Consider the following 21,431-nt stretch of genomic DNA (forward strand, 5'->3'; position numbering starts at 1 on the left):
TTGACCGACGTCTCAGGGTTCTGCTTCCACCCTTGCACGATCATCCCACTCACACTTCTTTCGGACGTCCGGGAGACAACCCTTCCTCATGCCTCCCCCCTTGACTTGGGACATAAGAGGATGACGGATCGGGTTAGCCCCATCGAACCCCCTCTCCCTCCACCGCGACCAATCACCGGGCGGCATCACCGCCCGGAGCCCTTCATGGACTGGACCTCGTACCTTTTCCGTTTCAACGGCCGCATCAACCGCGCTTTGCTGTGGCAGGCGCTGCTGATCGTTGCGGTACTGGCAGCGCTTCTCGGGGTGATCGGTCAGGTGATTCATCTCGTCAGCGTTGAAGGCGCGTTGAAGCTGTCGCTGAAGCTCGATTTCGACTTCGGTCTCGACGACCTGTTCAAGCTGGTCGATCCTCGGGCCTATCGTTCGCTGGCGTCCCTTGATCGCACCAATCTGATCCTGAAAGCGGTCGGCCTGTCGCTGTTCTTCTGGATCTATCTGGCGAGTACGATCAAGCGGCTGCACGATCGCGACAGGAGTGGCTGGTGGCTCGTTCCGTTCTTTTTCCTGCCCGGCCTCTACAGCCAGTTCTCGGACCTGCTCCCCGACCCCAACTGGATCTTTCCGTTCTACCTGGCGGCATCCGGCCTGTGGCTGTGGGGCATGGTCGAAATGTTCTGCCTGCCCGGCAGCACGGGCGATAACCGGTTCGGTTCTGATCCCTTGGCCAAGACCGAGGACAGTCCTTCCCCTGCGAAAAGCTGGGACCAGAGCCGCGAGCTCGAATTCGTGCCGCCCAGTGCTAGCCCACCCGGCGGCATGCATGTTAAGCGGGGCGCATGACCGATGCTCTCTCGATTGCCCGCGATCTCATCCGTTGCCCCTCCGTAACCCCGGCCGATGCCGGTGCGCTCGGGGTGCTTGAAACAGCCCTCACCGCGGCCGGCTTCACCTGCCACCGCGTGACGTTCTCCGAAGCCGGTACCGCCGACGTCGACAATCTCTATGCGCGGCTCGGCACCGAAGGGCCGCACATCACCTTTGCCGGCCACACCGACGTGGTGCCGCCCGGCGACGAGAGCGCCTGGAGTGTCGGCGCGTTCTCGGGCGAGGTGAAGGACGGCTTTCTGCACGGCCGCGGTGCGGTCGACATGAAGGGCGGTATCGCCTGCTCGGTCGCAGCTGTCCTGGAGCACCTCGCCGCCAATGGCGGCAAGCCGCGCGCCGACAGCAAGGGCTCGATCTCGTTCCTGATCACGGGCGATGAGGAAGACGTCTCGATCAACGGCACCATCAAGCTTTTGAAGTGGGCCGCCGAGCGTGGCGAAAAATTCGATCATTGCGTGCTCGGCGAGCCCTCCAATGTCGAGACGCTCGGCGACACCATCAAGGTCGGCCGCCGCGGCTCGCAATCCGGCACGCTCTATGTCGACGGCGTGCAGGGCCACGTCGCCTATCCGCATCGCGCCGCCAATCCGGTGCCAGACATTTCGCGGCTGATCGTTGCGATCTCCGACGAGCCGCTCGATCACGGCAGCGCGCAATTCCAGGCCTCCAATCTTGAGTTCACGTCCGTCGACGTCGGCAACAAGGCGAGCAACGTCATCCCCGGCGAGGCCCGCGCCAAGTTCAACATCCGCTACAACGACAACCATACGCAGGCGAGCCTGCGCGAGCTCGTCGAGACGCGTCTCGCCAGGGCCTGCGGCAACCGCATCAAGGCCCGCATCGTCTGGGAGCCGTCGAACTCGAACGTGTTCGTCACCAAGCCGGGGCCGTTCACCGATCTCGCGGTCTCCGCGATCGAGGAGGTGACGGGCCGCAAGCCGGAGCTGTCGACGTCAGGCGGCACGTCGGATGCGCGGTTCATTTCGAGCTATTGCCCGGTGATCGAGTTCGGGCTGGTCGGGCAGACCATGCACCAGGTGAACGAACGGGTGCCGGTGGTGGATCTGGAGAAGCTGACAAAAGTGTATCGCGGGATTCTGGCGCGGTATTTTGCGTAGGCGCCCAACCCTTCGCCGTCATGCCCGGGCTTGTCCCGGGCATCCACGTTCTTTGCCGCGGCCAACAAGAAAGATCGTGGATGGCCGGGACGGAGCCCGGCCATGACGATGCGGTGAGAGCTCGGCACGACCTACTGAACGATCGTGTCGTAGAGGTCCTTCCATTCAGGATTATCTCTGAGGATCAGCCTGACCTTCCACGTCCGCGACCAATGCTTGATGTTGTGCTCGCGCTGGATTGCCGTTTGGATGTCTTCATAGCGCTCGAAATAGACGAGTAGCTTGACGCCGTACTTCTTGGTGAAGCCAGGCACGAGCCCATTTCGATGCTCGTAGATGCGACGAACAATATCGCTCGTCACGCCGACATACAAAATGCCGTTCGCGGCGCTCGCCAGGATGTAGACCCATCCACCATGCATGGTCGCATGTTGACGCACGTGGATGGCCGGGACAAGCCCGGCCATGACGATGTGGCGACCTCAAGCGCTAATAATCCACCTTCATCAAATACAGCCCATCCGGCGGCGCAACGATGCCGCACGCGGCACGGTTGCGTGCGGCGAGTGCGGCGGAGAGATCGTCCCCGGTCCAGCGTCCTTCGCCGACCCAGACCAGCGAGCCCACCATCGAGCGCACCTGGCTGTGCAGGAACGAGCGCGCCGAGGTAACGATGGTGATCTCGCGGCCGTCGCGGAGCACGTCGAGCTGGTCGAGCGTCTTCTCCGGCGACTTGGCCTGACACTCGGTGTCGCGAAAGGTCGTGAAATCATGCTTGCCGAGCAGGCGCTGGGCAGCCGTATGCATCGCATCGGCATCGAGCCGGCGCGGCACGCGCCAGGCATGGCCGACGTCGAGCGCGAGATTGGCGCGGGTGTTGATCACGCGATAGCGGTAGTGGCGCTTCACCGCCGAGAAGCGCGCCTCGAAAGTGTCGGGCACGATCTCGGCCTCGAGCACCGCGATCGGATGCGGGCGCAGATGTGCGTTGAGACCATCGCGAAAACGGCCGGGTGGAAACTGCTTCTCAATGTCGACATGCGCAACCTGGCCGCGCGCATGCACGCCGGCATCGGTGCGGCCGGCGCCGTGCACGCGCAAATCCGCACCGGTCATCGCCTTCACCGCAGCCTCCAGCGCGCCCTGGACCGAGGGGAGCGTGTCCTGGATCTGCCAGCCGAAGAACGGCCTGCCGTCATATTCGATGGTGAGCTTGTAGCGGGGCATCAGGCGAGCCGCATCGGTGGCTCGACCTTCACACCGCGCAAAAAGTCCGCCGCCTGCATCCGGCCTTTGCCTTCGCGCTGCAGCTCGATGATGCGGATCGCGCCCTCGCCACAGGCGACGGTGAGTTGGTTATCGAGCACCTCGCCCGGCGCACCCGATCCTTTCGCCAGCTCGCAGCGCAGAATTTTGACGCGCGCATTCTCAAGCTCGGCCCAGGCGCCTGGAAACGGCGACAGGCCGTGAATGTGGCGCAGCACCTCGCGCGCGGGTTTGCTCCAGTCGATCCGCGCCTCGGCCTTGTCGATCTTGGCAGCATAAGTGACGCCGTCCTCGCTCTGCTTCCTGAGTTGGAGGCCGCCCCGCGCGAGCGCGGCCATCGCGCGCACCATGAGATCGGCACCTAACCGCGAGAGGCGATCGTGCAGGTCGACTGCGGTCATGGTGTCGGTGATCGCGAGACGCTCGGCCATGGCGACGTCGCCGGTGTCGAGACCGACATCCATCTTCATCACCATCACGCCGCTCTCGGCATCGCCGGCCATGATGGCGCGGTTGATAGGGGCCGCACCGCGCCAGCGCGGCAGGAGCGACGCATGCAGATTGTAGCAGCCGAGCTTCGGCGCATCGAGGATCGCCTGCGGCAGGATCATGCCATAGGCGACGACGACGGCGGCATCGGCGTCGAAGGCGCGAAATTCTGCGAGCGCTTCCTCGGTCTTCAGCGTCTTCGGCGTCAGCACGGGCACGCCGAGTTTTCGCGCGGCCTCCTCGACCGGGGTCGGCTGCAATTGCAGCCCCCGCCGCCCGCCCGGCTTCGGCGCGCGGGTGTAGACGGCCACGATCTCGTGGCCGTGCGCGACCAGCTCGAGCAGCGTCGGCACGGAGAAATCGGGCGTGCCCATGAAGATCAGGCGGAGGGGCATGTGACACGACAATCCTCGGAGGCGAGCAAGGTACTCGTCATGGCCGGGCTTGTCCCGGCCATCCACGTTCTTCTTGCTCGCGGCGGCAAAGAACGTGGATGCCCGGCACATTAGCTTGAAGACGCGCTCCGCGCTTTCGGCCGGGCATGACGGCGAAGGACGTGGCTACTCCGCGCGCTTGGCAGCTTTCTCGAACTTCTTCATCACGCGGTCGCGCTTGAGCTTGGACAGATAGTCGACGAACAGCACGCCGTTGAGATGGTCGATCTCGTGCTGGATGCAGGTGGCGTAGAGGCCTTCGGCGTCCTCCTCATGCACCTTGCCGTCGAGATCGGTGAAGCGCACGCGCACCTTCGCGGGACGTTCGACCTCCTCGTAATATTCGGGGATCGACAGGCAGCCTTCCTCGTAGACCGACAGCTCCTCGGACGAGGCGATGATCTCCGGATTGATGAAGACGCGCGGCAGCGGCTTGGTCTCGCCGTTCTCGTCGCGCTTGGCGAGGTCCATGGTGATCAGCCGCAGCGGCTGCGCGATCTGGATCGCCGCCAGCCCGATGCCGGGCGCGTCGTACATGGTCTCGAACATGTCGTCGGCAAGCTTGCGGATCTCCGGCGTGACCTTCTCGATCGGCTTGGAGACCAGACGCAGCTGCTTGTCGGGCAGGATGATGATTGCTCTGAGGGCCATGGCCGCGATTTAAGCCCCATGCCGGATGCGGTCAATGCGCCCAGGAACCCCGTTAACCCTCCGCTAACCATAAAACTTCAGGTTTCGTTAACCATAGAAATTAGGGGGCCGTTAACCGGTCGCGTTCCCTCTTCGTTCGCGCAACCCTGCGAATCGGCTAGAAGGACAGCCATGAACGAGATCATTTTCATGCTGGGCGACTGGCCGGTGCGCACCATCGATGCGCTGATCGGCTTCGGCGCCCTCGTCCTCATCCTGCTGGTAGTGATTGCGGTCGTGATCGCGCGATCCGGGCGGCGCGGCGCGGAACTCGCCATGGCGCACGCGATCCGGGCCGACGAGCTCGAGGAGCGCCTTGCCCAAGTGCTGCACGCCCAGAGCGAGGCCGCCGGCCGAGCCGACGCCATGACCCAGGCGCTGGCGGGACGCCAGGCCGAGATGGCCCGCGCGGTCAACGAGCGGCTGGATTCGGTCACCCATCGCGTCGGCCAGTCCATGGAACACTCGACCCGCAACACCATGGAGAGCCTGCGCGCGCTGCACGAGCGGCTTGGCATCATCGACAGCGCCCACAAGAACCTCACCGACCTCACCACGCAGGTGACGACGCTCCGCGACGTGCTCGCCAACAAGCAGTCGCGCGGCGCCTTCGGCCAGGCGCGGATGGAGGCGATCGTCCAGGACGGACTTCCTAAAGGGTCCTACGAATTCCAGTTCACGCTCTCGACCGGAAAACGGCCCGACTGCGTCGTGTTCCTGCCGGACCAGCGCCCGCTCTGCATCGACGCAAAGTTTCCGCTCGAGGCGATGACCGCGCTGCACGACGCCCGCACCGACGAGGAGCGGCGCGTCGCCACGCAGCGGCTGCGCGGCGACGTGATGAAGCATGTCAGCGACATCGCGGAAAAATATCTCGTCGCCGGCGAGACCCAGGAGATGGCGCTGATGTTCGTGCCGTCGGAATCGGTCTACGCCGAAATCCATGACGGTTTCGACGACGTGATCCAGAAGGCCTATCGCGCCCGCGTCGTGCTGGTGTCGCCCTCGCTCCTGATGCTCGCGATCCAGGTGATGCAGCAGATCATGAAGGACGCGCGCATGCGCGATGCCGCCGACCAGATCCAAACCGAAGTGATCAAGCTCGGCGACGATCTCGGCCGCCTGCGCGACCGCGTGGTCAAACTGCAGAAACATTTTTCCGACGCGAACGAGGACGTCCGCCAGATCCTGATCTCCGCTGACAAGATCGAGAAGCGCGCCGGGCGAATCGAAGAACTCGATTTCAGCAAGACCGACGCAACTGCCGAGGGCCCGCGGCTGGTGGCGGCCGACGCGCCGGAGCTGTTCCCGAGGAAGCTCCAGGCGGGGGAGTGACTTGCTTACCTCTCCCCGCTTGCGGGGAGAGGCCGGATTGCCCCCGGCGACGCGAAGCATCGTCCGGCGCAATCCGGGTGAGGGGGTACAGGTCTCGCGGCCGCCGCATGTGTGGAGAGAGGCCCCTCACCCCGCCCTCTCAGTGCGAGCGAAGCTCGTCGCGGCCCGTAAGAACGGGAGAGGGAGACGAGGCATCACGGCCAGAATCTGCTAACACCTCCCCATGACCGCACCCGACGCGACCTCCTCCGCCGCGACTTCCGCCCCTGCGACCTCATGGCGCGACAGCCTGGCTGTTTACCTGCAGCCGCGGGTGCTGATCGTGTTGTTCCTCGGCTTTTCCTCGGGGCTGCCGCTGGCGCTGTCGGGGTCGACGCTGCTGGTGTGGATGCGGGAGGCCGGGGTCGATCTCAAGACCATCGGGCTGTTTGCGCTGGTCGGCACGCCCTACACGCTGAAGTTCCTGTGGGCGCCGTTGGTGGATGCGCTGCATGTGCCGCTGTTCACCCGCGCGTTCGGGCGGCGGCGCGGCTGGCTGGTGTTCTCGCAATTGCTGCTGATCGTCGCGATCCTGCTGCTGGCGCTGACCGACCCCGCGCGTTCGCCGTTCTATGTCGCGCTCGGCGCGCTGCTGGTGGCGACGACATCGTCGACACAGGACATCGTGGTCGATGCCTTCCGCGTCGAGAGCCTGCCCGAGAGCGAGCAGGCCGCCGGCATGGCGGCTTACGTTGCCGCCTATCGCATCGGCATGCTGGTCTCGACCGCGGGCGCGCTGTTCATCGTCTCGGGTTTCGAGAGCTCCGGCATCACGCGCACGTCGGCATGGATGTGGGGCTATGTGGTGATGGCGTCGATGGTGCTGATCGGAACGATCACGGCGCTGGTCGCGACCGAGCCCGAACAATCCGCGCGCGCCGATGCCGCGACACACGCCGACAGCGCGTTCAGGCGCGTGCTGCACGCGGCGATCGGCGCCTTCTCGGAATTTTTGACGCGCAAGGATGCGCTCGTCGCGCTCGCTTTCGTCGTGCTGTTCAAGTTCACCGACGCCTTCTCCGGCACCATGACCGCGCCGTTCGTGATCGACCTCGGCTTCACCCGCAACGATTATGCGACGATCGTGAAGGGCGTCGGCCTCGCCGCAACGCTGATCGGCGGCTTTGCCGGCGGCTTCGTCGCGCGGCGCTATTCGCTGGCGACCTCGCTCTGGATCGGCGGCGTGGTGCAGGCGCTGGCCAATCTGTCCTTCTCCTGGCTCGCCGTGGTCGGCACCAACCAATGGGCGCTGGCGCTCGCCATCTGCGCCGAGAATTTCACCAGCGCCATCGGCACCGTGATCTTCGTCGCTTATCTCTCGGCGCTGTGCCAGAACCCGCTGCACACGGCGACGCAATACGCGCTGCTCACCGCGCTCGCGGCGGTGGGGCGAACCTATCTGTCGTCGGGTGCCGGTTTCGTGGCCGAGACGACCGGCTGGGCGGTGTTCTTTGTGATTTGCGTGCTGGTGACGATCCCGAGCCTGGTGCTGCTCGCCTGGCTGCAGAAGCGCGGGCACTTTGATGCGCTGGGGCCGGTGAGGGTGTGATCCCCGGTCTCGTAGGGTGGGCAAAGGCGCAACGCGCCGTGCCCACCATCACGCCATAAATTCGAAAGGCTCGTGGGCACGCTTCCGCCTTCGCTCTTCGAGCTACGGCGGACAGGTCGCTTTGCCCACCCCTACCGCAGCTCGCTCAGGCCTCTCCTTCGTCATTGCGAGCGAAGCGAAGCAATCCAGAAATCTCTCCGCGGAAGCAGTCTGGATTGCTTCGTCGCAAGTGCTCCTCGCAATGACGGCGGGGAGAGTTGCTTGCCCCCTACTGCTTCTTGATCAGGCTCCACTTCGTGATCACGGCCTCGCTCATCTGGCCGGGATCGCTGGCGCAGGCGACCTCATCGACCTTGACCGAGATCGCCTTGCCGACGAACGACTTCAGCTGCACGGCCTGCGCGTCGCTGGAGGTGACGAGCTGGAAGGTTTCAGGCCCGGTCTCGAGATTGCACAACCCGTTCGGCGCCGGCAGACGGCGCGGCTCGGAGGTGATCTGGTACATCGCAATCCGCTTGCCCGCGTTCTTGACGTCCCGCACCTTCATGGCGTTCAGCTCGCCCGAGAGCACGTCGCCATTGGCGATCGGCTTGCCGGGCTTCGAGGGCGGCGGCGCCCCGTCGTCCTGCTGGGCGGAGATGGCGGGGGTCCCCACTGCCATCATCATCGCCACCAAAGCCAGCCGTTTGGCGAATCGTTTCGTCATGTCGTCCGTTCCGTGAAGTCTGGATTGCTAGAACAGGGTCCGCTGCCGCATGGCGGCCGATAGCGTACCTTCATCAAGATAATCAAGCTCGCCACCGACCGGCACACCATGGGCGAGGCGGGTTACTTTTACGTTGGCGTCCTGGAGCAGGTCGGTGATGTAATGCGCCGTGGTCTGGCCGTCGACTGTCGCATTCAGCGCAAGAATGATCTCGTGCACCTCGGCCGCGTGGGCCCGCGCCACCAGCGCGTCGATGGTGAGGTCCTGCGGACCGACGCCGTCGAGCGGCGACAATGTCGCGCCCAGCACATGATAGCGCCCCTGGGTCGCATTGGCCCGCTCCAGCGCCCAGAGATCGGCGACGTCGGCGACCACGACGATGATGGCGGGATCGCGCTTCGGATCGGTGCAGACCGTGCAGGGATTTTGCGTGTCGATGTTGCCGCAGGTCTTGCAGACCTGAACCTTGTCGAGCGCGACCTGCAGGGCCGACGACAACGGCATCATCAGCGCTTCGCGCTTCTTGATCAGGTGCAGCGCCGCGCGCCGCGCGGAGCGCGGACCGAGGCCCGGCAGCCGTGCGAGAAGCTGCACCAGCCGCTCGATTTCGGGACCTGCAACCGCGCCCATCTTACTGGCCGAACAGCCCCGGCGGCAGGCCGAGCCCGCCTGTCAGCGACTGCATCTTTTCCTGCACCGCTGTCTCCGCCTTGCGGCGGGCATCGCCGAGCGCAGTGACCAGCAGGTCCTCCAGCACCTCGCGCTCTTCCGGCTTCATCAGCGAGGGATCGATCTTGATGCCCTTCACATCCATCTTGGCGGTCATGCGCACGGTGACGAGACCGCCGCCGGAGATGCCTTCGACCTCCACGTTGGAGAGCGCATCCTGCATCTCCTGCATCTTGGATTGCAGCTGCGCCGCCTGCTTCATCATGCCGAGAAAATCAGCCATGGGTGCTTGTCCTTGTTGGCGCCATAAGTCGTCATCGCGCCGTAGCTTGTTGTTTGAGCATGATCTGATCGGAAAACCGCTTCGCACTTTGCGCTACACGGCCCTTCGGGTCCGGATCATGCTCAGAGATCGTCCTCGGCGTCGGAACCGTCGGGCGGATCATCGCTGCCGTAGTCGGCGTTAATATTGGATTCCGGCGCCTCGGGGGCAAGCCTGCGGACCTCGACGACCTTCGATCCGGGGAAGCGCGACAGCACCTCCTGCACGCGCGGATCGGCCTCGGCGGTGCGCGCATGCTCCTGCTTCGCGGCCTGGTTCACCGAGCGCAGCGTCGGCTGGCCCTGCTCGTTGGAGACGATCACGGTCCAGCGGCGGCCGGTCCAGAGCTCGAACTTGCGCGCAAGCTCGGTGATCATGGTCTTGGAGGCGTTGGGCTCGAGCGCGACCTCGAGCCGGCCCTCCTCGAAACGAACGAGGCGCATGTCCGCCTCGAGCGCGCCCTTGGTCATGAGATCGCGCTTCTGCCCGGCAACAGCGACGAGCTGGGTGAAGCTGGTGATGCGGAGCTGGGGCGCGGCACCTTGCGGATCCGGCGCGGGCGCTGCCATCTGCGGACGGGCTGCGCCGCCGCCGAAGCCCGACGGCGGGCCTGGTGCGCGCACGGGCGCCGCAGAGCCAGCAGGCGCTGCGGAGCCCATCGGCGCGGCCGGCGCACTGCTGCGCGCGGCACTTCCGCCGGTCACGACCGGCGAGCCGCCTCCGTTCTGCTCCAGCATCCTGATCGCCTCGTCCGGCGTCGGCAGGTCGGCGACATAGGCGATGCGGACCAGCACCATCTCGGCGGCCGCCGCAGGGCGCGTCGCGGCCTGTACCTCGGTGATGCCCTTGAGCAGCATCTGCCACATCCGCGACAGCACGCGCATCGAGATTTTCGAGGCGAAATCCTTGGCACGGACGCGCTCGGTCTCACCATAAGCGACGTTGTCGGCGGTCGCCGGCACGATCTTCACGCGGGTGACGAAATTGACGAACTCAGCAAGGTCCGAAAGCACGACGATGGGATCGGCACCGACATCGTACTGGTCGCGGAACTCCTTGAAGGCGGCAGCGATGTCGCCGCGCGCCAGCGAATCGAAGAGATCGATGACGCGGGTGCGGTCGGCGAGGCCCAGCATCTGCCTGACGGCGTCAGCCTTCACCTGGCCCGCCGCATGCGCGATCGCCTGGTCGAGCAGCGACAGAGAGTCGCGAACCGAGCCTTCCGCCGCGCGCGCGATGATGCCGAGCGCCTCGGGCTCGATCTCGACGCTTTCCTTCGCGGCGATGTTGGCGAGGTGCTTCATCAGCACGTCGGCCTCGACGCGCCGCAGATCGAAACGCTGGCAGCGCGACAGCACCGTGACCGGAACCTTGCGGATCTCCGTCGTCGCGAACACGAACTTGGCGTGCTCCGGCGGTTCCTCCAGCGTCTTCAGGAAGGCGTTGAACGCCGCCGTCGACAGCATGTGGACTTCGTCGATGATGTAGACCTTGTAGCGGGCGCTGGCCGGCGCGTAGCGCACGCTGTCATTGATCTGGCGGACGTCGTCGACGCCGGTATGCGAGGCCGCGTCCATCTCCAGCACGTCCATGTGCCGGCTTTCCATGATCGCCTGGCAATGCACGCCGAGGGTCGGCATGTGGATGGTCGGCCCCTTCACCGAGCCATCCGGCATCTCGTAGTTGAGCGCACGGGCGAGGATGCGCGCCGTGGTGGTCTTGCCGACACCGCGGACGCCGGTGAGGATCCAGGCCTGCGGAATGCGCCCGGTCTCGAACGCATTGGAGACGGTGCGGACCACGGCCTCCTGGCCGATCAGGTCGTCGAAGGAAGAGGGGCGGTATTTGCGCGCCAGCACCCGGTAGGGCGTGTTGCCGGCCTGGCCGGCGCTATCGGGGTTCGGAGGGGCGCCAGCGTCGGTCATCGGTCGATCCGCAATGAAATGTCTCTCGGCCGGCTTTTGCGGAAAGGAGCGCGCTGGCGGGAGACCCGCCGGCGCAATTCGCTCGAAAAAACAGGTAGGAGACTGACGAGCGACCCGATCCGGACCTCGTTAGGGCTGCTTCCTTCCGGACCTGACCCGGTTGGCGAGTGGCTCGTCCACCGCCAATCTCCCGGTCCCTATTTGGGGCCAAAAGGTCGGGAAAGCAAGCGGGTATCCACCGATCCCGTCCTCCCCCGGAGGGACGACCGCCGGCCTGTTCGGATGGCAGAAGGCGCCTCAGCGCCGGCCGCCTGGAACTTCCGTGATTCGCGCAAATCGCTTGCGGTACTCGGCAGGCGTCACGCCGACATGGCGATGGAATGCCCGGCGCAGCGTGTCGGCATCGGCAAAGCCACAATGCAGCGCCACCTGCTTCGGTGCTTCATTACCGAACTCCAGCAGCCGCCTCGCCGCATTGACGCGGGCTTCCTCGACCCAAGTCGCGGGCGTGACGCCGACCTCGGCGCGGAACAGCCGGGCGAAATGCCTGGGGCTCAGCTCCATGCGCGTCGCCAGGCCTGCAACGCTGTGATCGAGCCCTGGATTGGCGGCGACCCAGCGCTGCAGCTCCTGCAACGCAGCGCGGCCGGCCGGAACAGCCTCGCCCTTGCGGGTGAACTGCATCTGCCCACCGGGGCGCTTGAAGAACATCACGAGCTGGCTTGCGACCTTCATGGCGGTGTCGCGCCCGAGATCTTCCTCGACCAGTGCCAGCGCGAGATCCAGCCCCGCGGTCACGCCCGCGGCGGTGCGGAGCTTTCCGTCGGTGACGTAGAGGGCGTCCTTGTCCACCGTGACCGAGGGGAATTTCCGGGCCAGCATGTCCGCGACAGCCCAATGCGTCGTGACCCGCCTGCCATCGAGAAGACCGGCGGCGGCAAGGAAGAAGGCCCCACTGCACACCGAGCCGAACCGGCGGGTCCGCGACGCCCGCCGCCGCAGCCAGTCGATCACGATGCCATCCGCCGGGACTTCGGCGGCGTTCGGGCATCCCGCCACCAGCAAGGTGTCGATCGGCTCCTGGAAATCGCGATCGACGATACGATCAGGCATCAGCCGAACGCCTGAGGAGCTGCGGATCGGCCCCGGCTCCGCGCCCGCCACGAACAGCGCGTAGGCGGGATAGCCGGCCTGCAAATTCGCCTCGGCGAACACATCGAGTGGTCCGGCAACGTCGAGCAGCTGCACCCCGGGCAGCGCGACGATCACGACCGTTCTTGGTTTTGGCTTCGCGCCCATGTCCGCTCCAATCCGGATTTGTCCGTTTTTGATGTATTACGTCGATTCAAGACAAACTAGCCGAAATCTACGATGTAGGCGACCTCAATTTCAGGAGCTGCTCATGTCGAAGATCACCGAAGCCGCCATCATTCCCGACAGCAAGCTGGCGCGTGCCATCACCGAATACATCCGCGATACCGAGACCGACCTGCTGTTCAATCATTCCAGCCGCGTCTACCAGTTCGGCGCGATGGCCGGCGTCCGCCGCGGACTGACATTCGACTGCGAACTGCTTTACGCCGGCGCGATGTTTCACGACATCGGCCTGATGCCGGACCATGGCAGCAAGCACGAACGGTTCGAGGTCGACGGCGCGCATGCCGCGCGCGACTTCCTGCGCAGCCACGGCATTTCGGAGGCGGACGCCTACACGGTCTGGACCGCGATCGCCCTGCACACGACACCTGGCGTACCCCAGCATATGCACCCCGTCGTCGCGCTGGTGACCGCGGGCGTCGAGATGGACGTTCTCGGGCTCACCTACGGCGAATATTCCGACGCGGAGCGCGAGGCGGTCGTGACGGCGTTTCCGCGCACGCCGCACTTCAAGGAAGACATCATCCAGGCCTTCTACGACGGCATCAAGTATCGGCCGGATACGACGTTCGGCAACGTCAAGGCCGACGTCATCGCCGACAAGGAGCCGCATTTCCATCGCGGCAATTTCTGCAGCGTCATCCGCAACTCCCATTGGCACGGCTGAACGCGAGTTCGTGCCCGCTGCAAATCCCTTCTTCAATCATCGACCAGGAATCACGACATGAGCGACAAACGCCAGCATCTGACGCACGCAACGGGAGCACCCGTCAGCGACAATCTCAACATCATGACCGCCGGCCGCCGCGGCCCCGCCTTGTTGCAGGACGTCTGGCTGATCGAGAAGCTCGCCCATTTCGACCGCGAGGTGATTCCCGAGCGGCGCATGCACGCCAAGGGATCCGGCGCCTTCGGAACCTTCACGGTCACGCATGACATCTCCCGCTATACCAAGGCGAGGATCTTCTCGGAGATCGGCAAGGTCACGTCGATGTTCGCACGCTTCTCGACGGTGGCCGGCGAGCGCGGCGCAGCCGACGCAGAGCGCGACATCCGCGGCTTTGCGCTGAAGTTCTACACCGAGGAAGGCAATTGGGACTTGGTGGGCAACAACACGCCCGTGTTCTTCTTCCGCGATCCCTTGCGCTTTCCCGACCTCAATCATGCGATCAAGCGCGACCCCAGGACCGGGATGCGCAACGCCGACAACAATTGGGACTTCTGGACGCTGTTGCCGGAAGCCCTGCACCAGGTCACCATCGTGATGAGCGAGCGCGGCATTCCGAGAAGCTTCCGGCACATGCACGGCTTCGGCAGCCATGCCTACAGCCTCATCAATGCCAGTAACGAGCGGTGCTGGGTGAAGTTTCACTTCCGGACGCAGCAGGGCATCGAAAACCTGACCGACGCCGAGGCCGAGGCCCTCATCGGCAAGGACCGCGAGACCCACCAGCGCGACCTGTTCGACAGCATCGAGCGCGGCGATTTCCCGCGCTGGACGATGTTCGTGCAGATTATGACCGACGACCAGGCCAAGGCGTTTGCCTTCAACCCGTTCGACCTCACCAAGGTCTGGCCGAAGGCGGACTTCCCGCTGATCGAGGTCGGCTATTTCGAGCTGAACCGCAATCCGGAAAACGTCTTCGCCGAGGTCGAGCAGGCCTCCTTCTCGCCGGCCCATGTGGTCCCGGGGATCGGCTTCTCGCCCGACAAGATGCTGCAGGCGAGGCTGTTCTCCTACGGAGACGCGGCGCGCTATCGCCTCGGCGTCAACCACCATCTGATCCCGGTCAACGCGCCGAAATGTCCGTATCACAGCTACCATCGCGATGGCGCGATGCGGACCGACGGCAATCTCGGGGGCACGCCCACCTATTTCCCGAACAGCCGCGGCGAGTGGACCGACCAGCCTGATCTCAACGAGCCGCCGCTCGAGATCGATGGGGCGGCGGCACATTGGGATCACCGCATCGATGACGATCATTACCGGCAGCCCGGCGACCTCTTCCGCAAGATGAACGCTGCCCAGCGGCAGGCCCTGTTCGACAACACCGCGCGCGCCGTGGGAGCGGCGGCCGTCCCGATCCAGGAACGGCACGTCGCCAACTGCAGCAAGGCCGATCCCGCTTACGGCGCCGGCGTCCGCGACGCGCTGACGCGGCTTGCGACGGTCCGCGCCGAGGCCGCGGAATAGGATCAGGACCAACCTCTTGTCGTCTCTTGCGAACGGCGCCGATCAGGTGCCGTTCGCCTGACGCCCCCGACCACGGGCGACCGCTCGCATTTTTAAAGCGAGCTGCCGAAGCCTCTCAATTTCTTCGCGAAATAGCCGCTCGCCGACCCGCTTGCGCCGCCGCGCCTGACGCATCGCCGCCGTACGCCCGCTGCGGCGCGCGGACGCAGACGTTCGCCTCGGAAAGCGTCATCGCCGATAGGCTTCGTGCCCATCTTCGAGGCCACGCACATCCCTGAGGCAATCGAGTCTTGACAGGGCCCGCCCGGCAGCGCCTTGCTATCAAAATCCCGCCAGAGGCGAAACAAAGGGTGCGCGAAAATCCGATCCAGAGCATTTTTCAGCCGGCTGACGCCGATTGACGGGTGAAATTTTTCGCACGAGATCAACCACACACCTTCATCCAACCAGAAAAGCGATTCCTCAAAATGGTTACACGTCGTGATGTCGCATCGATTGTCGGACTTGGCGCGATGACTGCCGCCGCACTGGCTGCCCCGGCTGTCGCGCAGACCGCGGCCGATCCCAACGAATCGACCTTCGCCCGCATCCGCCGCACCAAGAAGATGCGCATCGGCGCGGTCGGCGGCGGCGCGCCCTATTACATGAAGGACCTCGCCAGCGGCCAGTGGAAGGGCTTCTACATCGACATCGCCAAGGGGCTCGCCGACGACATGGAGGCCGAGCTCGAGATCACCGAGACCACCTGGGGCAATTCGGTGCTCGATCTGCAGTCCAACAAGATCGACATCTTCTTCGGCCTCAACCCGACGCCGAAGCGCGCGCTGGTGGTCGACTTCTCGGTGCCGGTGTTCAACAACGCCTTCGGCATCCTCTGCAAGAAGGACTTCAAGCCGAAGAGCTGGGCCGAGCTGAACTCGCCCGACATCAAGATCGCGGTGGACCAGGGCTCCTCGCATGACCAGGTCGTCAGCCGCCTGACCCCGAAGGCGCAGATCTCGCGGCTGAAGACCGCCGACGATGCCACCGCCGCGCTGCAGACCGGCCGCGTCGACGCGCAGTGCCTGATCACCATGCTGTCGCTGACCGTGCTGAAGAAGAACCCCTCGCTCGGCCAGTTCGTACTGCCGACGCCGATCTTCGCGACCACGTCGAATGCCGGCTTCCGCCGCGAGAACGACAAGACCTTCCGCGACTACGTCAATACCTGGATCGACTTCAACAAGGGCCTCGGCTTCATCCGCAACGCGATCATCACCAACATGGAGCTGGTGGGCGTGACCGAGGCGGACATTCCGCCGGGCGTTTCGTTGTAAGAGCGCTTCGCGCATCCGCACCGTCATGGCCGGGCTTGTCCCGGCCATCCACGTCTGACCCGCGGCACCAAGAACGTGGATGCCCGGGACAAGCCCGGGCATGACGACGAGTTTCTGAACTGACATCGGGTACGAGTTAAACACGCATGTATCAGTGGGACTTCGGCATCCTCTGGAGCTATCGCTGGCTCTTTCTCAACGGGCTCGGCGTCACCGTCGGCTTCACCGTGGTCATCGTCGTGCTGGGCCTCGTGTTCGGCCTGTTCGGCGCCTTCGGCAGCCTGTCGCGCTTTAGGACGGTGCGCCTCACCGCCCTCGCCTTCATCGAGGCGTTCCGCTGCACGCCGATCCTGGTGCAGCTGATCTGGTTCTATTACGCGCTGCCGATCCTCGCCGGCGTCGAGATGACACCGATCACGGCCTCGGCGCTGGCGCTCTCGCTCTATGGCGGCTCGTTCTATTCCGAGATCATCCGCGGCGGCATCATCTCGATCGACAAGGGCCAGTCGGAAGCCGGCGCCGCGCTCGGCATGACGCCGGGTCAGAGCATGCGGCGCATCGTGCTGCCGCAGGCGATCAAGCGCATGATCCCGGCGCTGATGAACCAGTCGATCATCCAGTTCAAGAACACCTCGCTGGTCTCCGTGCTGGCGGTGCCTGATCTGGTCTATCAGAGCCAGGTCGCGGCCCATGACAGCTACCGGCCGCTGGAGACCTATACTGCGGTTGCGGTCGCCTATGCGGCGATCCTGATCCCGCTCACCATCATCGTCCGCCGCGGCGAGAAGCGACTGGCGGTCAGCGAATGAGCGAGACGCAAAAGATCGAGATCCGCAGCCTTCGCAAGAGCTTCGGTAGCAACGAGGTCCTCAAGAACATCAATCTCGACGTCGCCAAGGGCGGCGTGGTCGCGCTGATCGGCCCGTCGGGCTCGGGCAAGTCGACGCTGCTCCGCTGCATCAACCTGCTGGTCGTGCCCGACGGCGGCAGCGTCCGCGTCGGCGATACGCGCTTTGCATTTGGCGACGGATCAAAACTCCCCGACGTGAAGACACTGGCAAAATTCCGCGCAACCACCGGCATGGTGTTCCAGCACTTCAATCTGTTCCCGCACATGACGACGCTTCAGAACGTCATGGAGGGACCGGTCACGGTGCGGCGCATGGCCAAGGCGGATGCCGAGAAGCTCGCGCGGGCGCAGCTTGCCAAGGTGGGCCTCGCCGAGAAGGCCGACCAATATCCGGCGACGCTCTCCGGCGGCCAGAAGCAGCGCGTCGCGATCGCGCGTGCACTCGCGATGGAGCCGGATGTGATGCTGTTCGACGAAGCAACCTCGGCGCTCGATCCCGAGTTGGTCGGCGAGGTGCTCAACGTGATCCAGCAACTTGCCTCCGAGGGCATGACCATGGTGATCGTGACCCACGAGATCGCCTTCGCCCGCGAGGTCGCCGACCGTCTCATCTTCATGCGCGACGGTGTCGTGGTCGAGGAAGGCCCCGCACGGCAGGTGATCGACAATCCCAAGGAAGCCGCGACGCGCGCCTTCCTCAGCCATTTCCACCGCACCGGCGCGCTGCCGCCGGCCACCACAGCATCCTGATGTCCAATATCAATCGTGTCTATCTCGTCACCGGCGCCGCCAGCGGCATCGGTCGCGCCACCGCAAAGCTGCTCGCCGCACCCGGCACGGCACTGCTGCTGCATACGCGTTCCAACGCAGAAGGTCTCGACGCCACCGCGACGGAAGCCGAAGCGAAGGGCGCCGTGGTGGCAAAGTGCCTCAGCAATCTCGCTGAAGACACCGCGGCCGCCGCTGCCATTGCCGCTGCGCAGGCCGCATTCGGCCGGCTCGACGGACTTGTTCTCGTCGGCGGCCACGCCCGCCGCGGCAGCGCGATCGGCACGCCGGCGGATCAATTCCGGCAGGCGATGGATGAATCGGCACTGGCGTTCACGCGGATGGTCGAAGCTGCGCTGCCGCTGCTGCGCGCGGGGCAAGACGCGCGGATCGTCGCGGTGTCGTCCTTCGTGGCGCACGCTATCCGCCCCGAATTCGCGCCGTTTGCGGCGACAGCCGCGAGCCGTTCCGCGCTCGAAGCTCTGGTCCGCCTCACCGCGATCGAGCTCGCCAAAGACGGCATCACCGTCAATGCGGTTGCGCCCGGCCTCATCGTCAAAGACAAGCCGAGCGAGAGCCGGTTGTCGCCCGAGCAGATCGCCGCGACCGAGGCGCTGATCCCGATGCGCCGCCGCGGGCGGCCGGAGGAGGTCGCCGAGATCATCGCCTTCCTGGCATCCCCGAAGGCGTCTTACGTCACAGGCCAGGTCTGGCACGTCAATGGAGGCCTGACATGACCGAAGCGACCATCGAACGTATCCGCCTGTTCCTGATCGAAAGCCCGATCAAGATGGCGCGCCTGCAGGGCGTCGGCAACGTCAAGGGCACGGTGAAGCGCGTGCTGATCGAGCTGACGTCGAGCGACGGCGTGATCGGCTGGGGCGAAGCCGCGCCGTGGGAAGTGTTTACGGGAACGCCGGAAGCCGCGTTCTCCGCGCTGGACATTTACTTGAGGCCGATCGTGCTCGGCAAACCCGTGCGCCGCATCCGCGCGCTGATGGCCGAGCTCGACCGCGCATTGGTCGGACATGCCGAAGCCAAGGTCGGAATCGAGACGGCGCTGCTCGACATCGTCGGCAAATCGTCGGGGCTGTCGGTCGCCGACCTGCTCGGCGGCCGCGTGCGCGACACCATCCCGCTGTCGTTCTCGATCGCCGATCCGGATTTCGCCGCCGATCTCGAGCGCATGCGGAAAATGGTTCCGGAAGGGAACGTCATCTACAAGGTCAAGACCGGTGTCAAACCGCATCGTGAGGACCTCGACCATCTCGCAGCAATCCGGAAAGAGTTCGGCGACAAGGTCGATCTGCGCGTCGACTACAACCAGGCGCTGGCGCCGTTCGGCGCCATCAAGATTTTGCGCGATGTTGAGGAATTCGCGCCGACCTTCATCGAGCAGCCGGTGCCGCGCAAATTTCTCGACGTGATGGCGCAGCTCACCGCGGCGCTGGAAACGCCCGTGCTCGCCGACGAAAGCTGCTTCGACCGCCGCGATATGATGGAGGTGGTGCGCCGCGAGGCGGCCGATGCCGTCTCGATCAAGCTGATGAAGGCCGGCGGCCTGTTCGAGGCGCAGGCGATCATGGCGATCGCCGACATTGCCGGCCTGCCCGGCTATGGCGGCACGCTGTGGGAGGGCGGCATCGGCCTTGCCGCCGGCACGCAATTGATCGCGGCCACACCGGGCATCTCGCTCGGCTGCGAGTTCTATATGCCGCACCACGTGCTGACCGAGGACGTGCTGGAGGAGCGCGTTGCCAACCGCGCCGGTCACGTTGTCGTGCCCGATGGCCCGGGGCTCGGGATTAGCGTCAGCGAAGCCTCGATCCGCGCCAATGCGCGGGTGCTGGCGGAGGCGTAGTTGCCGTCATTCCTGGGCGCGCGCAGCGCGAGCCCGGAATCCATAACCACAGGATCGAGTTTGGCGAGGACTCGGAGCCGCCAGCTCGCGCAATAGCTATTCCCTGTGGTTATGGGTCGCCGCCCCCGTGCGCAATTGCGCACTAGGCGGGGACGATGATCGAGTATGCATAAGCAGCGGAGCCCCAACCTTCCCCTCGCCAAATCCGTATCGTATGGTCGGACCAAACGAGCCCCGTTCCCGCGCGGGCCATCCGGAAACGCATATGCCTGAACCCGCCTGGTCGCTGCACTCCCGCCTGAAAGAGGACACCATCGACATCGGCGATCTGCCGCTGTCGAAGGTGCTTGTCATCAAGGACGCACATTATCCCTGGCTGTTGCTGGTGCCGCGGCGCGCCGATGCCGTCGAGATCATCGATCTGGATGAGGTGCAGCAGGCGCAATTGATGACGGAGATATCCCGCGTCTCGCGCGCGCTGAAAGAGATCACCAAATGCGACAAGCTCAATGTCGCGGCCCTCGGCAACCTCGTGCCGCAGCTTCACGTCCACATTATCGCGCGCCGCACCGGTGATGCCGCCTGGCCGCGGCCGGTCTGGGGCGTGATGCCGCCGTTGGCGCACGATGCCGCCGAGGTGCAGAATTTCATCAGCGCGCTTCGCAAAAAGATCTGGTTGGGTTGAAAGAACAAGAAATGTCAGCATTCGACTCGTTTCCGCTGGGGCAGCCGGCCTTCGTCACCAACGTCCTCGATCGTGCCGCGCATCTGCGCCGCGACGACGAAAAGCTGTTCGCGCTCGAGCAGAAATCATCCTCCCGCGCCTACGTCGTGTACCGCGACTCGCTGCTGGTGAAGCGCGAGGGCGACAAGGTGCGCGCGCTGCTCTCGATCGACGAGGCGCTGAAATGCGGCGCTAATCCCGGCACGATTTTCCTCGGCCTTCGCGACGGCGCGGCCCTGTTCGGCATGGGCCTGGCGCAGGCCGCGGCCGAGAAGCTGGTCGGGCGCGAGGACTACACCGTCACCGAGCTGCGCGGCATGGCGATGCAGGGCGCGATCCCGCCCGAGGAGCTGTCGGCGATCGCGATGGCGAAGTCGATGGTCGGCTGGCATCAGCGCCACGGCTATTGCGCCAATTGCGGCGCCCGCAGCGGGATGAAGGAAGGCGGCTGGAAGCGCGAGTGCCCCGCCTGCAAGGCCGAGCACTTTCCGCGCACTGATCCGGTCGTGATCATGCACGTGGCATCCGGCGAAAAGTGCCTGCTCGGCCGCCAGAAGCAGTTTCCGCCGGGCATGTATTCCTGCCTTGCCGGCTTCGTCGAGGCCGCCGAGACCATCGAGGACGCGGTGCGCCGCGAGATCTTCGAAGAGTCCGGCATTCGCTGCACCGACGTGCAGTACTACATGACCCAGCCCTGGCCCTATCCGTCGTCGCTGATGATCGGCTGCAGCGCGCGGGCGCTGAGCGAGGACATCATCGTCGACCACTCGGAGCTGGAGGATGCGCGCTGGTTCACGCGCGAAGAGGCGGCCCTGATGCTGAAGCGGACGCATCCGGACGGGCTCGCCGGCCCGCATCCGTTCGCCATCGCGCACCATCTGCTCGGCCGCTGGGTGCACAGCAAGAGCTGA

Annotated in this window: 22 protein-coding genes and 1 other RNA gene; 13 read left to right on the top strand and 10 right to left on the bottom strand. The window is 65.1% G+C overall.

Annotation, left to right across the window (positions count from 1 at the left end; translation table 11 throughout):
• The first annotated feature begins 204 nt into the window (after positions 1-204).
• Positions 205-843: a DUF805 domain-containing protein gene (locus tag RAD16_RS14385; protein WP_458158548.1), complete on the top strand. Its 639-nt coding sequence runs from the start codon at positions 205-207 to the stop codon at positions 841-843.
• Positions 840-2,006, top strand: a complete 1,167-nt coding sequence (dapE, locus tag RAD16_RS14390; protein WP_458158549.1) for a succinyl-diaminopimelate desuccinylase — start codon at positions 840-842, stop codon at positions 2,004-2,006. The genes RAD16_RS14385 and dapE overlap by 4 nt, the downstream gene beginning before the upstream one ends.
• Positions 2,007-2,137: 131 nt before the next feature.
• Here the strand turns inward: dapE and RAD16_RS14395 are convergent, their stop codons facing one another.
• The 4 genes from RAD16_RS14395 to def all read right to left on the bottom strand — a co-directional run bounded on the left by RAD16_RS14395 (position 2,138) and on the right by def (position 4,846).
• The gene (locus RAD16_RS14395; protein ID WP_458158550.1) at positions 2,138-2,473 is read right to left on the bottom strand and encodes a GIY-YIG nuclease family protein; all 336 of its coding nucleotides are present in this window, start codon (positions 2,471-2,473) and stop codon (positions 2,138-2,140) included.
• A 22-nt stretch (positions 2,474-2,495) separates the two neighbouring features.
• Positions 2,496-3,233, bottom strand: a complete 738-nt coding sequence (gene truA, locus RAD16_RS14400; RefSeq protein WP_458158551.1) for a tRNA pseudouridine(38-40) synthase TruA — start codon at positions 3,231-3,233, stop codon at positions 2,496-2,498.
• Positions 3,233-4,156, bottom strand: coding sequence for a methionyl-tRNA formyltransferase (gene fmt, locus RAD16_RS14405; RefSeq protein ID WP_458158552.1), 924 nt, complete (start codon positions 4,154-4,156; stop codon positions 3,233-3,235). The genes truA and fmt overlap by 1 nt, the downstream gene beginning before the upstream one ends.
• A 165-nt stretch (positions 4,157-4,321) precedes the next feature.
• Positions 4,322-4,846, bottom strand: coding sequence for a peptide deformylase (gene def / locus RAD16_RS14410; RefSeq protein WP_458158553.1), 525 nt, complete (start codon positions 4,844-4,846; stop codon positions 4,322-4,324).
• Between the two features lie 171 nt (positions 4,847-5,017).
• On the opposite strand from def, the gene RAD16_RS14415 reads away from it, so the two are divergent.
• Positions 5,018-6,220 carry a DNA recombination protein RmuC gene (locus tag RAD16_RS14415; protein ID WP_458158554.1) on the top strand — a complete coding sequence of 401 codons (1,203 nt, stop codon included), beginning with the start codon at positions 5,018-5,020 and terminating at the stop codon, positions 6,218-6,220.
• A 223-nt stretch (positions 6,221-6,443) separates the two neighbouring features.
• Positions 6,444-7,808: an AmpG family muropeptide MFS transporter gene (locus tag RAD16_RS14420; RefSeq protein WP_458158555.1), complete on the top strand. Its 1,365-nt coding sequence runs from the start codon at positions 6,444-6,446 to the stop codon at positions 7,806-7,808.
• Between the two features lie 268 nt (positions 7,809-8,076).
• Here the strand turns inward: RAD16_RS14420 and RAD16_RS14425 are convergent, their stop codons facing one another.
• The 6 genes from RAD16_RS14425 to RAD16_RS14450 all read right to left on the bottom strand — a co-directional run bounded on the left by RAD16_RS14425 (position 8,077) and on the right by RAD16_RS14450 (position 12,729).
• A complete protein-coding gene (locus tag RAD16_RS14425) occupies positions 8,077-8,514 on the bottom strand; it encodes a hypothetical protein (protein ID WP_458158556.1) in 438 nt (145 codons plus the stop codon).
• 27 nt (positions 8,515-8,541) lie between these two features.
• Positions 8,542-9,144 carry a recombination mediator RecR gene (recR, locus tag RAD16_RS14430; protein ID WP_027561562.1) on the bottom strand — a complete coding sequence of 201 codons (603 nt, stop codon included), beginning with the start codon at positions 9,142-9,144 and terminating at the stop codon, positions 8,542-8,544.
• Position 9,145: 1 nt separating this feature from the next.
• Positions 9,146-9,466, bottom strand: a complete 321-nt coding sequence (locus RAD16_RS14435) for a YbaB/EbfC family nucleoid-associated protein (RefSeq protein WP_458158557.1) — start codon at positions 9,464-9,466, stop codon at positions 9,146-9,148.
• Positions 9,467-9,588: 122 nt separating this feature from the next.
• The gene (locus RAD16_RS14440; RefSeq protein ID WP_458158558.1) at positions 9,589-11,430 is read right to left on the bottom strand and encodes a DNA polymerase III subunit gamma/tau; all 1,842 of its coding nucleotides are present in this window, start codon (positions 11,428-11,430) and stop codon (positions 9,589-9,591) included.
• Between the two features lie 94 nt (positions 11,431-11,524).
• An RNA gene (gene ffs, locus RAD16_RS14445) (signal recognition particle sRNA small type) lies at positions 11,525-11,621 on the bottom strand.
• Between the two features lie 106 nt (positions 11,622-11,727).
• Complete coding sequence (locus RAD16_RS14450) at positions 11,728-12,729, bottom strand: GlxA family transcriptional regulator (RefSeq protein ID WP_458158559.1); 1,002 nt, start codon at positions 12,727-12,729, stop codon at positions 11,728-11,730.
• A 103-nt stretch (positions 12,730-12,832) separates the two neighbouring features.
• Between RAD16_RS14450 and RAD16_RS14455 the strand changes: the two genes are divergently transcribed.
• The 9 genes from RAD16_RS14455 to nudC all read left to right on the top strand — a co-directional run bounded on the left by RAD16_RS14455 (position 12,833) and on the right by nudC (position 21,431).
• On the top strand, positions 12,833-13,474 hold the full coding sequence (locus tag RAD16_RS14455; RefSeq protein WP_458158560.1) for an HD domain-containing protein: 642 nt from the start codon (positions 12,833-12,835) through the stop codon (positions 13,472-13,474).
• A gap of 57 nt (positions 13,475-13,531) precedes the next feature.
• A complete protein-coding gene (locus RAD16_RS14460) occupies positions 13,532-15,001 on the top strand; it encodes a catalase (protein ID WP_458158561.1) in 1,470 nt (489 codons plus the stop codon).
• A gap of 467 nt (positions 15,002-15,468) precedes the next feature.
• Positions 15,469-16,317, top strand: a complete 849-nt coding sequence (locus RAD16_RS14465) for a transporter substrate-binding domain-containing protein (protein ID WP_458158562.1) — start codon at positions 15,469-15,471, stop codon at positions 16,315-16,317.
• Between the two features lie 146 nt (positions 16,318-16,463).
• Positions 16,464-17,126, top strand: a complete 663-nt coding sequence (locus RAD16_RS14470) for an amino acid ABC transporter permease (protein WP_458158563.1) — start codon at positions 16,464-16,466, stop codon at positions 17,124-17,126.
• The gene (locus tag RAD16_RS14475; RefSeq protein WP_458158564.1) at positions 17,123-17,917 is read left to right on the top strand and encodes an amino acid ABC transporter ATP-binding protein; all 795 of its coding nucleotides are present in this window, start codon (positions 17,123-17,125) and stop codon (positions 17,915-17,917) included. The genes RAD16_RS14470 and RAD16_RS14475 overlap by 4 nt, the downstream gene beginning before the upstream one ends.
• Positions 17,917-18,672 carry an SDR family NAD(P)-dependent oxidoreductase gene (locus RAD16_RS14480; RefSeq protein ID WP_458158565.1) on the top strand — a complete coding sequence of 252 codons (756 nt, stop codon included), beginning with the start codon at positions 17,917-17,919 and terminating at the stop codon, positions 18,670-18,672. Before RAD16_RS14475 ends, RAD16_RS14480 begins: the two co-directional genes overlap by 1 nt.
• Entirely contained in the window at positions 18,669-19,796 is a 1,128-nt protein-coding gene (locus RAD16_RS14485; RefSeq protein ID WP_458158566.1) for a muconate cycloisomerase family protein, read from the top strand. Before RAD16_RS14480 ends, RAD16_RS14485 begins: the two co-directional genes overlap by 4 nt.
• Positions 19,797-20,061: 265 nt before the next feature.
• Complete coding sequence (locus RAD16_RS14490; protein ID WP_188103091.1) at positions 20,062-20,481, top strand: HIT domain-containing protein; 420 nt, start codon at positions 20,062-20,064, stop codon at positions 20,479-20,481.
• Between the two features lie 11 nt (positions 20,482-20,492).
• Positions 20,493-21,431 (top strand): NAD(+) diphosphatase, encoded by a 939-nt coding sequence (gene nudC, locus RAD16_RS14495; RefSeq protein ID WP_458158567.1) that lies wholly within the window; start codon positions 20,493-20,495, stop codon positions 21,429-21,431.

This window comes from Bradyrhizobium sp. 18BD, from assembly GCF_054185225.1.

Coding starts and splice junctions, on each gene's coding strand:
- RAD16_RS14480 (WP_458158565.1), top strand. CDS start 17,917: ATGTCCAATATCAATCGTGTCTATCTCGTCACCGGCGCCGCCAGCGGC.
- truA (WP_458158551.1), bottom strand. CDS start 3,233: ATGCCCCGCTACAAGCTCACCATCGAATATGACGGCAGGCCGTTCTTC.
- dapE (WP_458158549.1), top strand. CDS start 840: ATGACCGATGCTCTCTCGATTGCCCGCGATCTCATCCGTTGCCCCTCC.
- nudC (WP_458158567.1), top strand. CDS start 20,493: ATGTCAGCATTCGACTCGTTTCCGCTGGGGCAGCCGGCCTTCGTCACC.
- RAD16_RS14470 (WP_458158563.1), top strand. CDS start 16,464: ATGTATCAGTGGGACTTCGGCATCCTCTGGAGCTATCGCTGGCTCTTT.
- RAD16_RS14385 (WP_458158548.1), top strand. CDS start 205: ATGGACTGGACCTCGTACCTTTTCCGTTTCAACGGCCGCATCAACCGC.
- RAD16_RS14440 (WP_458158558.1), bottom strand. CDS start 11,430: ATGACCGACGCTGGCGCCCCTCCGAACCCCGATAGCGCCGGCCAGGCC.
- RAD16_RS14465 (WP_458158562.1), top strand. CDS start 15,469: ATGGTTACACGTCGTGATGTCGCATCGATTGTCGGACTTGGCGCGATG.
- recR (WP_027561562.1), bottom strand. CDS start 9,144: ATGGGCGCGGTTGCAGGTCCCGAAATCGAGCGGCTGGTGCAGCTTCTC.
- RAD16_RS14420 (WP_458158555.1), top strand. CDS start 6,444: ATGACCGCACCCGACGCGACCTCCTCCGCCGCGACTTCCGCCCCTGCG.
- def (WP_458158553.1), bottom strand. CDS start 4,846: ATGGCCCTCAGAGCAATCATCATCCTGCCCGACAAGCAGCTGCGTCTG.
- fmt (WP_458158552.1), bottom strand. CDS start 4,156: ATGCCCCTCCGCCTGATCTTCATGGGCACGCCCGATTTCTCCGTGCCG.
- RAD16_RS14475 (WP_458158564.1), top strand. CDS start 17,123: ATGAGCGAGACGCAAAAGATCGAGATCCGCAGCCTTCGCAAGAGCTTC.
- RAD16_RS14485 (WP_458158566.1), top strand. CDS start 18,669: ATGACCGAAGCGACCATCGAACGTATCCGCCTGTTCCTGATCGAAAGC.
- RAD16_RS14395 (WP_458158550.1), bottom strand. CDS start 2,473: ATGGCCGGGCTTGTCCCGGCCATCCACGTGCGTCAACATGCGACCATG.
- RAD16_RS14450 (WP_458158559.1), bottom strand. CDS start 12,729: ATGGGCGCGAAGCCAAAACCAAGAACGGTCGTGATCGTCGCGCTGCCC.
- RAD16_RS14435 (WP_458158557.1), bottom strand. CDS start 9,466: ATGGCTGATTTTCTCGGCATGATGAAGCAGGCGGCGCAGCTGCAATCC.
- RAD16_RS14490 (WP_188103091.1), top strand. CDS start 20,062: ATGCCTGAACCCGCCTGGTCGCTGCACTCCCGCCTGAAAGAGGACACC.
- RAD16_RS14425 (WP_458158556.1), bottom strand. CDS start 8,514: ATGACGAAACGATTCGCCAAACGGCTGGCTTTGGTGGCGATGATGATG.
- RAD16_RS14460 (WP_458158561.1), top strand. CDS start 13,532: ATGAGCGACAAACGCCAGCATCTGACGCACGCAACGGGAGCACCCGTC.
- RAD16_RS14415 (WP_458158554.1), top strand. CDS start 5,018: ATGAACGAGATCATTTTCATGCTGGGCGACTGGCCGGTGCGCACCATC.
- RAD16_RS14455 (WP_458158560.1), top strand. CDS start 12,833: ATGTCGAAGATCACCGAAGCCGCCATCATTCCCGACAGCAAGCTGGCG.